The sequence below is a fragment of the Thalassospira sp. TSL5-1 genome (assembly GCF_001907695.1).
GTDB lineage: Bacteria > Pseudomonadota > Alphaproteobacteria > Rhodospirillales > Thalassospiraceae > Thalassospira.
On record NZ_KV880637.1, the window covers coordinates 980898 to 994065 of the forward strand.

Below are 13168 nucleotides of genomic sequence, written 5' to 3' on the forward strand. Positions count from 1 at the left end.
ACCTTCGCCAATTCGCGAAGGTGCCTTTTTTTATTTTGTCGGCTTTATTTTGTCCGCGTAGGACGGGTAAAAACGCAAAGCTGCCAGGGCATTCCCGGCGGCTTTGCCGTTTTGGTTTTAGAACGCGCTGACAGTCGGGCGGATGATCAGTTCGTTGATATCCACGTCTTTGGGCTGTTCGATGGCGTAGGCGACGCCGCGCGCGATGGCGTCAGGGCTGAGGCTGGTTTTACGGAATTCCTTCAGCGCATTTTTCGATGTTTCTTCGGTAATGTCATTGCCCAGTTCGGTTTCAACAACGCCCGGGCAAATGGTGGTGACGCGCGTGGTTTGGGATTCCTGGCGCAGGCCTTCGGAAATGGCCCAAACGGCATATTTGGTTGCACAATAAACCGCCCCCGTTGGCACCACCATGTGCGCCCCGATCGAGGCGGTATTGATGAAATGCCCGGATCCCTGCTTTTCAAAAACCGGCAGGGCGGCATTGATGCCATTCAGAACACCGCGAATATTAACATCAATCATGCGGTTCCATTCATCGGTTTTGCGCGATGCCAGCATGGAAAGCGGCATGATCCCGGCGTTGGAGAACAGCACGTCCAGTTTGCCAAAATGCTCTATCGCGTAATCGACAAAGTCCTGCATGTTTTGCGCATCGGTAACATCAAGCCTGGCGAAGGCCGCTTTGCCCCCATTGGCATTGATTTCATTTGCCAGGACTTCAAGGCGTTCGGTGCGTCTTGCACCCAAAAGAATGCAGGCACCTTTTTGTGCCAACAGGCGTGCTGTTGCCGCGCCAATACCGCTGCTCGCACCGGTGATGGCAACGACCTTGTTTTTAATTTCGGACATCAAAGTCTCCATTTCTTATTGGGGAATCAGGTTTTGTGTGTTTGCGATCTGCTGATGGACAAAACCTAAGTTGGAGACAGGATTTTCAAAAGACACACTCTGCCTGAATGATTGCACAAAACGACAACGCGCCACATTGGCGGTATTCGCGCAAAAGTGATCCGTCAGGTTAAATTGGGGCCTTCGATGCCTAGTAACGGTTTTAAAACGCATTAACTATAAACAATGCAGGACTTTACCAGGTGTTTGCTCTGGCTTATGGTCGGCGGTCCTGTCGCAAGCGGCCCCAAAGGGGCGGCAGGTTTATAAAAAACGAAACAAGAGAGTGTGAATGTTCAAGCTGGTTGCCTTTGATGGCGATGATACGCTTTGGCACAATGAACCGTTATTCCGCGACGCCCATGTGCGTTTGCGCGCCATGCTGGAAAACTACGGCGATAGCAAGACCGTGGATGAGCGGCTTTACAAGGCGGAACTCGAAAATCTGTCGATTTACGGTTACGGAATCACCGGGTTCACCCTGTCGATGATTGAAACCGCCATCGAGATTTCCGACAAGCAAATCACGGCGGCGGAAATTCACGAGCTGGCCGAAATCGGCAAATCCATGCTGCGCGCGCCCACCCGGCTGATTGACGGGGCCACCACCGTGCTGGAGCATTTCGCCCGCACGCCCGATTGCAAACTGGTCTTGATCACCAAGGGGGATTTGATCGCCCAGCAGCTTAAAATCGAACGCTCCGGGCTGGAAAAGCTGTTTGACGGGGTCGAGATCGTTTCGGAAAAAGACCCGCTGACCTATCGCAACATTTTTGGGCGTTATGGTGTGGAGCCTTATGAGGCCGTGATGATTGGCAATTCGATGAAGTCCGATATTTTGCCGGTTCTCGAATGCGGTGGGGCGGCCATTCATATCCCCTATGAAATTACCTGGGTGCATGAAATGGTTGGTCAGATCGAAATTGAAAATGACCTGTTTTGTGAGGCCGCCGACATTGCGCAGGTGCCCGAACTGATTACATCTTTAAGCAAAGAGCTTGACTGTGAGAGGATGGAAAATGTCTGATTGTGCCGGATCAACCCTGAGCAACGAAGCTGCCACCGGCAATGGTGTTGCCGCCGAACTGGATGCCCAGACCCGGTTGGAACTGGAAGCAGCCGCCTTTCGCGGTTTGGTCGGCCATTTGCAAAACCGCAAGGATGTGCAGAATATCGACCTTATGAACCTGGCGGGGTTTTGCCGCAACTGCCTGGCGAAATGGTATTTGGCCGCCGCCCGCGAGCATGATGTGGCAATGGATTATGACCAGGCCCGCGAGGTGGTCTATGGCATGACCTATGATCAGTGGAAAGACAATTATCAGGCACCGGCCAGTGAAGAGCAAAAGCGTCTGTTTAAGGAAAACGCCCATTTGCATGCGGTGATTCCGGGCGCGAAATAACACAGTTATTTGCGCAGAACGGCGCAACCGGAAAGGAAGGTGTGATATGGCACAGACCGATCCCGACCCGCAAACCGGCAATGGTGATATTGCTGTTCTGGTACGTATCGAAGGCCGGGTTCAGGGCGTTTGGTTTCGCGCCTGGACCGTAGAGCAGGCCCGGAAACGCGGATTAACCGGTTGGGTGCGAAACCGTCAGGATGGTACTGTCGAGGCGGTATTTTGCGGTGCGCCATCGGCGGTGCAATCCATGTTGGGGGCTGCGCGCCAGGGCCCGGAAGCCGCACGGGTAGACCGCCTTCATGAAGAGGCGATTCCCATTGTCGAAGAATTTACCGGCTTTGAGAAACGCACCACGCTTTAGCAGATGGCACACTCGGCATGACCCTGAATTTTCTGTCGGCGTGATTTGCATAATCGCGCCGTTTTTGTTTTGGTGCCTGACGGTATGACCGGTGGCCGATACGGGGCTTTCTTTAATTTGTGATAAAAAAGGGGTTTTCAACGGCGTACAACGTGGCATCCTGCCTGTGATCCTGACCGTGCGGTCAACCGCCCGTCAGATAACAGGGAGCATGAAAAGATGAACGCATTTATGAAAATGGCGGGTGTCACCGCACTTGCCACTCTGGTTTCTTTTGCAGCCCAGGCACAGGACGCAAAACCGAATGACGGCCTGAATGCCACCTTGTGGTACCAGACCTCGGTTGAATTCAAAACCACGGCAAGGTCGGTTTATGCCGGGGCAGAGCGCCTGCTGGGTGCCGCGATTGGTGATCATAGCTGGTCTGCCGCCCTGGAGCAGGGCGAAAATTACATGTCCAAACAGCCCGCGATTGTTTTGGATGTTGATGAAACCGTGCTCGATAACTCGGCTTATCAGGCCTGGGTGGTGACGAAAGATACGTCTTATAGCTCCAAAACCTGGGCAGAGTTCGTAAATGCTGAAATTTCCACGCCGATACCCGGTGCGCTGGAACTGACCAAGGCCGCCGCGGAAAAGGGTGTGGCAGTTTATTACGTTACCAACCGGAAAGCCCCTGAAGAAGCAGCCACCATTGCCAACCTGAAAAAATATGGCTTCCCTTATGCCGATGCTGACCATGTGATGGTCCGTGGGGAAAAGAAAGAGTGGACATCTGAAAAGGGGACACGTCGGGAGGCCGTTGCTGCCAATCACCGTATCATCATGATGTTTGGCGATAACTTTGGCGATTTTGTCGATGATATGGGCGGCGATATAAAAGGCCGCCTGGCCAAGATGGACGAATATTCGACCTATTGGGGCGAACGCTGGTTCATGCTGCCCAACCCGACCTACGGATCATGGGAATCGGCTGCCTTTGGCGATAACTGGAAGCTCTCGCCCGAAGAACGCCGCCAGATGAAATATGATGCTCTGAATGACTGGAACGGCCCGAAATAATCCGTCGGGATTTTTCAGGCCCGGTATTTAAAAGGGGCCGGGCGTTGTGTCCGGCCCCATCTCTATTCTGCCAAAAATCGCGTGGGATTATTTTACACCCAGGCAAAGGCGCGTTTTAATTCGGCAACGGCATTTTTGTCATACCAGCGGCCATGCGCCAGAATGATGCGTTCCGGGTTCCAGGCAATCATCTGGTCCACCGCCTTGCGCAGGGCGGGTTTATGGCCCATGAAGGTGGCGCGCATGTCACGCGGGGCCGCACCATGCGGGTCCATTGTGCCAAACAGGCGCACCAAAAACCGCCAGATCGGGCTTTTGATTTTGTGGGCCTCAAAATTTTCGATCAGATCGGTCAGGATCAGGGTGCGTGATGCGCGATGAAAAAATACCGCCTCGGTCAAATAACTGCCACTTACCACCACCTGGTCAAGCTCGCCCGACCAGCCCGGATCGGCGACATCGTCCAATATATGATCAAGGCGAATGTTAATCCCGTTATCTTTGGCGCGTTTGGCAATGCCCGCCACGCCAAAACTTTCTGCCGCCGGATAGGCCTGCATCCATTCCGGGATGCTGGCATAATGGATGGTATTGGGCGCAATCAGATAGCGCACCGGGCCCAGTTCATCAATCTGTGCCTTTAGCTCCGGCGAGATTTTAACCGGCGAATGCAGCCATATATCGCCGTTATTTTGGCGAATAACCGTCATTCGGGTGGGAAAAGGCAGGCTTACGCCCATATAGCGAAAACCGATTACCGGGCCATCTACCAGCCAGATATTGTCATCGATTGGCTTTAAGACATTCAGGGGCTGATAGGTTTCAATTTTAAACATGTATACCCGGCAAACATTAGTGAAACTACATATTTACTTATGGGCGACAACCTTGCCGGGATTCAAGATATTTTCCGGGTCAATTGCCTGTTTAAGAGTTTTTAACAGGCGAATTTTCGTCGGGTCCGCATAATGTTCCAGTTCATCCACCTTCAGGCGACCAATGCCGTGTTCCGCGCTGATTGATCCACCCAGCTCGGCCACGATGTCATGGATGTCGCGGTTAAGCGCATCCCAATGGGTCAGAAAGTCGGCCTTGGGCATGTTTTCGGGCTGGCTGAAATTGAAATGGATATTGCCATCGCCGACATGACCAAACGGACAGGGACGAATGCCGGGAATGCGCTTTTGCGCCTGTTCAATGCCGCGTTCAATCAGGGCGGGAACGGCGGAAACCGGTACGGATACATCATGTTTGATGCTGCCGCCCTCGCGCGTTTGGGCTTCTGGTATGCCTTCGCGGATGGCCCATAAATTGGCGCGCTGTTTTTCGGACTGGGCAAGGGTCCCATCGAGAATAAAATCGCTCTCAAGGGCGCGTTCCAGCACCCCTTCCAACACCGATGCCAGATCATCCCTGGGGCGGGATGATGTGATTTCAATCATCGCATACCAAAGGGCATGGGTTTGAAGCGGGGCGATGCAATTTGGCAAATGGCGAATAGCTAAATCCTGTGCAAACTGGCTCATCAGTTCGAAGGCGGCAATGGCATCGCCGGTTTCGCGCCGTGCCAGGGCCAAAAGATCCAGCGCGGCCTCGACATGGGGCAGGGCCACCCAGGCGGTGGCAAGATGGCGCGGGCGCGGAAACAGTTTTAAGGTACACGCCGTGATAATGCCCAGTGTGCCCTCAGCCCCGATAAACAGGTCGCGCAAATCATAGCCGGTATTATCCTTGCGCAGCTTTGAAAGCCCGTTCCAGATGGTGCCATCGGCCAGCACAACCTCCAGCCCCAGCACCAGATCGCGGGTATTGCCATAGCGAATAACATTCAGCCCGCCAGCATTGGTGGCAATATTACCGCCAATCTGGCAGGTGCCCTGCGCACCCAGGCTCAGCGGGAATAACAAATCATGGTCTTCTGCCGCCTGCTGGATGTTTTGCAGGATGGCACCAGATTGTACCGTCATGGTGAAGTCGCGGGCATCGGTTTGCAGGATTTTATCCATCCGCGCCAGATTGATCAGGATTTGTCCCTTATCGGCAACCGCGCCGCCACAACGCCCGGTATTGCCGCCCTGCGGCACAATGGCAATGCCTGCTTCGTGGCACAGTTTTACACATTCCGCGACCTCAAGGGTGCTGGCGGGATACAGCACAAGTTCTGCCTGCCCGGTAAATTTATTGCGCGCTTCGCTGTTATGCTTTTCCAGCACATCGGGGGCCATGCTCCAGCCGCGCGGACCAACAACGGCCTGCAACTGTTCAACAAGTGCGGCGGGCAGGAAACTGGCAGTATGGGAACCCTTTGGCGGAACCGAAGATGGCATGAAAAGCCCCGTGATCGTGGAATATGTGTTTGGACATGCGCAATCAGTAATGGACGGCTATATACCAAGTGCCAGATAATTAGCCCTGTGCTGGTGTGCGCGGGGCGGCAGCGCGTTTCATGCGGTCATTAATGGCAATGCCCAGCCCGTGATCGGGGATGGGGGCCACGGCAATGCCCTTGACCCGGCTTTGATCCGCCTGATGCAGCAGGGCAAACAGGTTGGCCGCCGCCTCGCGGTCATCCCCGGTTTTGGACAGCCATAATATTTTGGCAAAGCCGCGCGTGGCGCAGTCCGGGCCAAAGGCCAGCAAAACCTCATCGCCAATAACGGCATCGGGCTCCGTCGCATTCAGGCGTACCGGCAGGCCCGGCGCATAATGGCTGGTCATCATGCCCGGCGATTTGGGGGCATTGTCGTCGGTTTCGGCCATCACAACATCACAATCCAGCACGGCCTTGATCTGTTCGGCGGTAATGCCGCCGGGGCGCAGCATGACAACACGGTCGGTTGTCAGGTCAATTACCGTGCTTTCAAGGCCAACGCCACATGGCCCGCCATCCAGAATCATAGAAACCGCATCTCCAAGCGATGCGGCAACATGCCCGGCAGTGGTGGGGCTGATGCGCCCGGATCGGTTGGCCGAGGGCGCGGCAATGGGCCGCCCGGCAGCGCGCAAAAGGGCGCGCGCCATATCATGGGCGGGCACACGCACGGCGATGCTGGGCAGGCCAGCGGTGGTGAGTTCGCAAATCGTGCTGTCCTCGCGCTTGGGCAATACCAGCGACAGGGCACCGGGCCAGAAGGCCGCCGCCAGTTTATCGGCCCGTTCATCAAATACCGCATGGTTTGCTGCGGCATCGCGGTCCGGGAAATGGCTGATCAGCGGGTTAAAGGACGGGCGCTGCTTGGCGGCAAAAATACCGGCGACGGCATCCTTGTTGGTGGCATCAGCACCCAGCCCGTAAACCGTTTCGGTGGGAAAAGCCACCAGATCCCCCGCGCGCAATTTGCCCGCAGCCTGCGCCAGGGCACCTTCGGAATAGGGACGTATGGTCAGGGCGGGGGACATGGCACCACCATCAATGAAATTGCAATATGCTGAAATACCTAGCGATGATGGCCCGAAATGACAAGCTGGAACGAATGTCAATTACAAAATGAGCAGACTTTTTCACAAGAATTTACAGAAGTTTGTAGGTAGCCTCTCGGATAACAGAATGTGTTTCATCTGAAGAGCGTCAAATGCAGTATTTTGATTTGTTTTTAAAAACACTAGCGGTGAGCATGGCGGTTGCATTGCCGACTTTTGTATTTGATGTGATCCGTATGATGATGGAGTGGGTTTTAGGTGGTTAATTGTATGTTTTAAAACAAGAAACTCATTCAAAAGATTGAAGCCTTAAAATTGTCACGTTATATTTTCTTGATACAGGAAGAACCATTTGGTTGATCATGGTTCGCGCGTGGTGCGTGTGAAGGCCTGTATCGCTTGTCTTTTCGGCCTGTTGCAAACACCCGCTCAGGTCCTCAAACGGTGTAAACCATCGCAAGGAGGGCCGTTATGCCTTTGCGCAAGCCTGTATTTTCGCGGTTTTCAGCTCTTTTGGGTCCGGTTGCTATGCCATTGGCGCTGGTGAACCTGGCGTCGTTTGTGTCGCAAATCATTCAGATTGGCGTGATTGATACGCTGTTGCCGCTGGCGCTGACCAATGCCGGGCTGGGCGAGCGGCATGGCGGTATGATGTTATCGCTTTACTGGCTGGCCGATTTGATCGGCGGCTTTTTTGTTGCGGCGATTTTGCGCAAAACCCACCCGGTTATTCCGCTTTTGATCAGCGGTGTGTCGTTTTTTACCCTGATCGTGGTGGTGATGGTTGCGCCGCAATCGTTTTGGGTGCTTCCGGCAACGCTGTTTGCCGGACTGGGCTTGATATTGCGCTGGGTGGTGTGTGATGGCCTGATCGTACAATTGGCCCCGGCCAATAAAGTCGGCCGGGTGGTGGGTTTTCATGAAACCCTGATGGGCCTTGGCATTGTTTTGGGGCCGATCCTGATCGGCTGGTTGGGCGATGATGCCCGGATGATGTCGGGTCTGGCGCTGGCGGCAGCGATCATTGCGCTTTTATGCGGTTTTGCCTTCCCGCGCCTTGAAATGGCGTCAACAAAAAAGGGGGCCGGGGCGACCTTGCGGCGCTGGATCGATCATTGGGATCTGGTTTTAATCGCCTTTGTTGCAGGCTTTGTCGAGATCTGCTTTTTGTCCGTCCTGCCCCTGCAGGCGCAGCGCGACACCGGCCTTGCCGATGCCGGACTGTGGTTGGCGGCAATTTTTGTCTTTGGGGGAACCATCTGCCAGCCTGTTATTGGTTATCTGTCTGACAAAGGCGGCCCTGTGAAACTGGCATGGCTGTGTTTTGCATTGCTGCTGGCGGGAGCAGTGCCTCTGGCCCTTTCGGGATATGGTGTTTTTGCCGGAATGGTACAGTTTGCCATCGGCATGGCGGTGGCGGGCCTTTATACCGCTGCGGTGCTGATCGCGGCCAGCGGGCGTGGGGAGCAGGGCTATCAGGTCGGTGTTTTGGTGCTGGTCTCGCAAAGCTATACGCTGGGCGCGATTGTCGGCCCGTCGGCGGGAACAGCACTTTTGGTGATGATCGGCGGCTGGGCCTTGCCGGTGCTGGTTTTGACGGCAGGTAGCCTGTCGGTATTGCTGCTGTCGATACGGCACATGACAGAACGGGTAAAAATGTGACCCAAACAGCGCAGAGCCGCCCCTAAAGGACGGCTCTTTTTACGCTCTAGTTCGGTATCGCTCCGCGGTAGTGATCCGAACCGCGTCGCCGTGATTCCGGCGGCTATTTACGTCACCTACAACAATGTGTGGCGATGAAAATATGATGCGTCATATTTGCCGAAAAGTCAAGTTTTCTGCGGGTTTTTGGTGGTTTTTGCCCTGCCCGTTTCATGCTGCATCGCCAATGCGATAGGGGGATGATTGTGATGCAAAATTTTGGTTTTTCGCGGCGATGCAACATACCCTGTCCGGGGTTGGGTATAAATTTTTTGGAGCGCGTGGCAGATTTCGCGGCACTTTTATTGCGAGAGCATCGATTTTGAGGGCGGGGAGGATAGGCGGGACGGCTGTGTCGCCCATTGTGTGATCGCGAGCCCCAGCAAAATCATCACAACACCGGAAATACGTGCCAGATTGACCGGCTTTACCGGCAGGCCAACCAGACCGAAATGGTCAATCAGCAGGGACGCAATCATTTGCCCGGCAATGACGGCAATAATGAAGTTGGTAGCGCCCAGTTTCGGGGCCAGCAGCAAGGCAGCCGTGATGTAAATGACGCCTGCCGCACCGCCCAGCCATATCCACCACGGGCCTTTGAAGGTGCCGGAAAATGCGGGGGCGGATACCTTAAAGGCCATCATCACCGGAATAATGATGGCAATGCTCACCGCAAGCGACACCAGTGTCGCCCACAGGGGATGGCCCAGCATACGGCCCAAGGTCGCATTGGCCCCTGCCTGAAACGGCACAACAGCCCCGGCCAAAAGGGCAAATCCCAACAAAAGAACGGACGAGATATTTTGCATGATGATAACTCCCGAAGGTGAAATGCCGATGCGGGATGTTATTCATCATTCAAATGATGAATGGAAATTCGTATTTCAAACCTATAATATATGATTTATGAATAATCTTTCCGCGATTGACCTTAATCTTCTGGTGGTGCTGGATGCGCTTTTGGCGGAACAGCATGTTTCGCGCGCGGCCCTGCGCCTGAATAAAAGCCAGCCTGCCGTCAGCCACGCGCTGGGCCGGTTACGGTTGTTGCTCGATGATCCGTTGCTGGTGCGGCGCGGTGGAAAGCTGGTGGCCACCCCCTTTGCCCGCAGCCTGGCACCGGAACTGGCCGCGATCTTGGGCCAGCTCCAGGAATTGTTGAAAACACCGGGTTTTGATCCGGCCACAGCGCGCCGGACCTTTCGGCTTGCCATGTCCGATTATGGGGCGGCGCTTTTATTGCCGGGCCTGATCAGGGTGATGCGCACAGAAGCCCCGCTTTGTGATCTTGTTATCAGCCAGGCGGGGCGGGAGGTCATGCAGTCGCAGGTGATAGAAGGTGAAATTGACCTCGCCCTGGGGGTGTTTCCCGAACGGCGGGCGGATATATGTGACCAGGTGCTGTTTCGCGAGGAATTTATTTGTGTGGCGGACAAGGAGCATTTTCACCACAGGGCGGGCTTGAGCCTGGAGCGGTATGTGGCAAGTGCGCATATTCTGGTGTCCCTGCACGCCGATAGCGCCAGTGCTAACGAAATTGAAGTCGCGCTAGGCCAATTGGGCGTGTTCCGCCGCAATGTGATGATTGTGCCGCATTGGAGCATCGCGGTGGATCTGGTGCGCGGAACCGATTTGATATTAACCGTGGCGCGCAGCATTGTACCAGCCCCGGATCATCTGGACGGGCTTTTCGTTTTTGCGCCGCCCTTTGATATTCCCAGCTTCGCCTTCCGCCAGATTTGGCATCAAAGGCGCGATAGCGACCCGGCCCATCTATGGTTGCGCCAAAACGTCACCCGGCTGCTGCGCGATTGATGCCTGTGTCATGAACGGCAATGGCCGTTATTTGGCGGGGCGGTGAATGCTCCGCCAAATAACGGGAAATATCGGGTTTAGTCCTGATATTTTACGGGGACAGACGGGCTTCGCGCGATGAAAAACGGGTTGGCGAAACCATCCTTGCCATAGACAAACGGGCTGCCATCAAGGTTTTCAACCACGCCACCGGCTGCGGCCAGCACGGCATGACCGGCGCCAATATCCCATTCCATCGTGCGGCCAAGGCGCGGGTAAAGGTCCGCTTCGCCCTGGGCGACCAGACATAGCTTCAGCGAGCTTCCGGCCGGGCGCATTTCCTGAACCTTCAGATCGCCGAGGAACGCCTTCATCGCTTCCGGGTCGCCGTGCGAGCGCGATCCAACCACGACAACCCCGGCATCGGGCATGTTGCGCACGGAAATGTCGGTGGTTTTCGGTTCAAGGTCATCTTCAATCAGCCTGGCCCCATCCGGCCCGCCAAAATAAAGTTTTTCGATTGCCGGGGCATAGACCACGCCCATCACCGGCACACCCTGGGCAATCAGCGCGATATTGACGGTAAATTCGCCATTGCGCTTGATAAATTCCTTGGTGCCATCCAGTGGGTCCACCAGCCAGAAAAAATCGGTATGGGCAGAAACATCGGGCACATTGCCTGCGGCAACACTTTCTTCGGATACGATTTTAACATCGGGTGTCAGGGCACGCAGACCGGGCAGAATAACGGCTTCGGCGGCGTCATCGGCCTCTGTCACCGGGGAAGCATCGTCCTTGGCGCGGACTTCAAATTCGGTTTTATAGATTTCCATGATAGCGGCACCGGCGCGCCGGGCAATTTCGATCAGGCCGTTTTCAAGGGCGCGGGCATCGGCGGGCAGGCCGTGGGTCATGGGGAATCCTTTGTCTGACATGCGGTTTGGTAGCTATCTTTGCGGATATATAAGGATGACCTAGGCAATTTTCAGGCAAAAAGCCAGCCCCTATTCCAGCCCGGTTTGTGCCCACAGGCTGTCGCCGGGGAAAATATCGCTGCTTTCAATGCCGCGTGTGACAAAACGCTGGGCGCGTAAACTATCGGACCAGTAATCGCTCGAAAGCCCGGCTTTGCGTTTTAACTGGCGCAAAAAGTCGCGCGGGTCCGGCAATTGGTCCCACACTTGCGGTAAAAACAGGCCGCGGCGAGTGCCATCGCTTAATATAATACCATCCTCAAACGGGGTTAACCGCGCAATAAAATCCGCCTCATCTTTAAACGCAAAGGGCTTGGGCGCAGACAGCACGGAAATCGACAGGGCAAGATCGCCCGTCAGCTCCGCTGCGCTGATTTTGGCAAAGCGCGGATCAGCAAAGGCCGCCTTGAAAGCGTTTTCACAAATATCCTGCCCCAGGGGCCGATGGGCGATGATGGAGCCAATGCAGCCGCGTAAATTGCCATTTTGCTTGAGGGTAACAAAACACGCCCCGGCTTCACGCAACGCGGGCGGCAGCGTGGTCATATCCGGTGCCAGTGACGCGTTGTGGGTAAGGCCATGCTGAATGGAGGCACTGGCAAGGCGCAGCATGTCACGCCCGTGATGTTGGATGATGGCCTCCGTCCCCTGGGCGAAATCTGTTTCGGCGGCATCTTCCTGACTGTCTTTTGGAGCAGCGCCAGCTTTGCCGTCAAAAAACGCCCAGGCACCATAGCCCACCACGCGGGACGTATCGCCGCTGGTGGCGCTGGAATTTTGCATTGAAAGCGTTTTCACTTTCATCGCCCGTTTGCGGGCCACGCGCAACAAACCGACAATCGGCAGGCAACCACAGGCATCGTCAAAGCCCAGTTCTTCGGCGGTGAAACTCTCAATCAATTGCCGTGTGCGGTCATCCATTTTGCGGGCGGTCGCGTCATCATGGAAATGCGACAGGTCGGACGAAATCACGATCAGCGTCTCCGACCCGGCCCACAATTTTTCAACCACTTCTTCCACCTGATGCGCGGCACAGCGGCTGACCAGCAGGGGCACGATGGTGACATCGGGCTGGTTGGTAAAAACATGCTGGATAAAGGGCAATTCAATTTCCAGCCCGTGTTCCTGCACATGGGCGGCGTTTAGCCGTTGCACCTGTGGCAGGGCTAGCAGGGTATTAATCGCATCCTCATCCACCGGCACATTCCCCAGCGGGGTGGCAAAGGCCGTGGCATCGGCAACGGCAATGCCCTGAAACGCCATGCGGTGCGCCGGGCCGATAATCACGATGCGGCGAATGGTATTTGCCGCAGGCAGGAGGGTGGCAAAGCCATCGGCCGCAATGGCGCCAGAATAAACCAGCCCGGCATGAGGCACGATAATCGCCTTGGGGCTGGCGGCATCCGCACCCGGCTGTCCGGCCTGTGCCATCAGGCTGGCAATGGTGCTTCGCAGGGTTTCGGCATCGGCGGGGTAAAATGTTCCGGCGATGGCGGCAGGGCGAATGATAGTCATGACGCCTCCTTGTAACCGGGATGACCCTTATGGGGTGGTGATCC

General features: G+C 55.4%; 13 protein-coding genes. 6 read left to right on the forward strand and 7 right to left on the reverse strand.

Translation table 11 applies throughout. From position 1 onward, the window contains the following. Positions 1 to 117: 117 nt before the first annotated feature. Positions 118 to 852, reverse strand: coding sequence for an SDR family oxidoreductase (locus LF95_RS04660; RefSeq protein ID WP_073953891.1), 735 nt, complete (start codon positions 850 to 852; stop codon positions 118 to 120). A 331-nt stretch (positions 853 to 1183) separates the two neighbouring features. On the opposite strand from LF95_RS04660, the gene LF95_RS04665 reads away from it, so the two are divergent. The 4 genes from LF95_RS04665 (at position 1184) to LF95_RS04680 (ending at position 3720) form a co-directional block, all read left to right on the forward strand. Next, a complete protein-coding gene (locus LF95_RS04665; RefSeq protein WP_073953892.1) occupies positions 1184 to 1918 on the forward strand; it encodes an HAD family hydrolase in 735 nt (244 codons plus the stop codon). Between the two features lie 58 nt (positions 1919 to 1976). After that, on the forward strand, positions 1977 to 2294 hold the full coding sequence (locus LF95_RS04670) for a DUF1244 domain-containing protein (RefSeq protein WP_371440814.1): 318 nt from the start codon (positions 1977 to 1979) through the stop codon (positions 2292 to 2294). A gap of 46 nt (positions 2295 to 2340) precedes the next feature. Next, positions 2341 to 2658 carry an acylphosphatase gene (locus LF95_RS04675; RefSeq protein WP_073953894.1) on the forward strand — a complete coding sequence of 106 codons (318 nt, stop codon included), beginning with the start codon at positions 2341 to 2343 and terminating at the stop codon, positions 2656 to 2658. A gap of 219 nt (positions 2659 to 2877) precedes the next feature. Continuing rightward, entirely contained in the window at positions 2878 to 3720 is an 843-nt protein-coding gene (locus LF95_RS04680; protein ID WP_073953895.1) for a 5'-nucleotidase, lipoprotein e(P4) family, read from the forward strand. Between the two features lie 92 nt (positions 3721 to 3812). On the opposite strand, the gene LF95_RS04685 is transcribed toward LF95_RS04680, so the two are convergent. The 3 genes from LF95_RS04685 to LF95_RS04695 all read right to left on the reverse strand — a co-directional run bounded on the left by LF95_RS04685 (position 3813) and on the right by LF95_RS04695 (position 7119). Beyond that, positions 3813 to 4556: a DUF4336 domain-containing protein gene (locus LF95_RS04685; RefSeq protein ID WP_073953896.1), complete on the reverse strand. Its 744-nt coding sequence runs from the start codon at positions 4554 to 4556 to the stop codon at positions 3813 to 3815. Positions 4557 to 4589: 33 nt separating this feature from the next. Continuing rightward, entirely contained in the window at positions 4590 to 6047 is a 1458-nt protein-coding gene (locus tag LF95_RS04690) for an FAD-binding oxidoreductase (protein ID WP_073953897.1), read from the reverse strand. Between the two features lie 79 nt (positions 6048 to 6126). After that, on the reverse strand, positions 6127 to 7119 hold the full coding sequence (locus tag LF95_RS04695) for an L-threonylcarbamoyladenylate synthase (RefSeq protein ID WP_073953898.1): 993 nt from the start codon (positions 7117 to 7119) through the stop codon (positions 6127 to 6129). 492 nt (positions 7120 to 7611) lie between these two features. On the opposite strand from LF95_RS04695, the gene LF95_RS04700 reads away from it, so the two are divergent. Next, complete coding sequence (locus LF95_RS04700) at positions 7612 to 8802, forward strand: MFS transporter (protein WP_073953899.1); 1191 nt, start codon at positions 7612 to 7614, stop codon at positions 8800 to 8802. A gap of 341 nt (positions 8803 to 9143) precedes the next feature. Here the strand turns inward: LF95_RS04700 and LF95_RS04705 are convergent, their stop codons facing one another. Continuing rightward, a complete protein-coding gene (locus LF95_RS04705) occupies positions 9144 to 9650 on the reverse strand; it encodes a DMT family transporter (protein ID WP_073953900.1) in 507 nt (168 codons plus the stop codon). A gap of 97 nt (positions 9651 to 9747) precedes the next feature. Between LF95_RS04705 and LF95_RS04710 the strand changes: the two genes are divergently transcribed. Further along, the gene (locus LF95_RS04710; protein ID WP_073953901.1) at positions 9748 to 10656 is read left to right on the forward strand and encodes a LysR substrate-binding domain-containing protein; all 909 of its coding nucleotides are present in this window, start codon (positions 9748 to 9750) and stop codon (positions 10654 to 10656) included. A gap of 77 nt (positions 10657 to 10733) precedes the next feature. Here the strand turns inward: LF95_RS04710 and cysQ are convergent, their stop codons facing one another. Together cysQ and amrB are read right to left on the reverse strand one after the other, a co-directional pair. Then, positions 10734 to 11549 (reverse strand): 3'(2'),5'-bisphosphate nucleotidase CysQ, encoded by an 816-nt coding sequence (gene cysQ / locus LF95_RS04715; RefSeq protein ID WP_073953902.1) that lies wholly within the window; start codon positions 11547 to 11549, stop codon positions 10734 to 10736. Between the two features lie 90 nt (positions 11550 to 11639). After that, positions 11640 to 13124, reverse strand: coding sequence for an AmmeMemoRadiSam system protein B (gene amrB / locus LF95_RS04720; protein ID WP_073953903.1), 1485 nt, complete (start codon positions 13122 to 13124; stop codon positions 11640 to 11642). Positions 13125 to 13168: the final 44 nt, after the last annotated feature.

What these genes read in the sequence shown, in the direction of transcription:
- LF95_RS04660 (WP_073953891.1), bottom strand. Translation starts at nt 852, where the DNA reads ATGTCCGAAATTAAAAACAAGGTCGTTGCCATCACCGGTGCGAGCAGC.
- LF95_RS04665 (WP_073953892.1), top strand. Translation starts at nt 1,184, where the DNA reads ATGTTCAAGCTGGTTGCCTTTGATGGCGATGATACGCTTTGGCACAAT.
- LF95_RS04675 (WP_073953894.1), top strand. Translation starts at nt 2,341, where the DNA reads ATGGCACAGACCGATCCCGACCCGCAAACCGGCAATGGTGATATTGCT.
- LF95_RS04680 (WP_073953895.1), top strand. Translation starts at nt 2,878, where the DNA reads ATGAACGCATTTATGAAAATGGCGGGTGTCACCGCACTTGCCACTCTG.
- LF95_RS04685 (WP_073953896.1), bottom strand. Translation starts at nt 4,556, where the DNA reads ATGTTTAAAATTGAAACCTATCAGCCCCTGAATGTCTTAAAGCCAATC.
- LF95_RS04690 (WP_073953897.1), bottom strand. Translation starts at nt 6,047, where the DNA reads ATGCCATCTTCGGTTCCGCCAAAGGGTTCCCATACTGCCAGTTTCCTG.
- LF95_RS04695 (WP_073953898.1), bottom strand. Translation starts at nt 7,119, where the DNA reads ATGTCCCCCGCCCTGACCATACGTCCCTATTCCGAAGGTGCCCTGGCG.
- LF95_RS04700 (WP_073953899.1), top strand. Translation starts at nt 7,612, where the DNA reads ATGCCTTTGCGCAAGCCTGTATTTTCGCGGTTTTCAGCTCTTTTGGGT.
- LF95_RS04705 (WP_073953900.1), bottom strand. Translation starts at nt 9,650, where the DNA reads ATGCAAAATATCTCGTCCGTTCTTTTGTTGGGATTTGCCCTTTTGGCC.
- LF95_RS04710 (WP_073953901.1), top strand. Translation starts at nt 9,748, where the DNA reads ATGAATAATCTTTCCGCGATTGACCTTAATCTTCTGGTGGTGCTGGAT.
- cysQ (WP_073953902.1), bottom strand. Translation starts at nt 11,549, where the DNA reads ATGACCCACGGCCTGCCCGCCGATGCCCGCGCCCTTGAAAACGGCCTG.
- amrB (WP_073953903.1), bottom strand. Translation starts at nt 13,124, where the DNA reads ATGACTATCATTCGCCCTGCCGCCATCGCCGGAACATTTTACCCCGCC.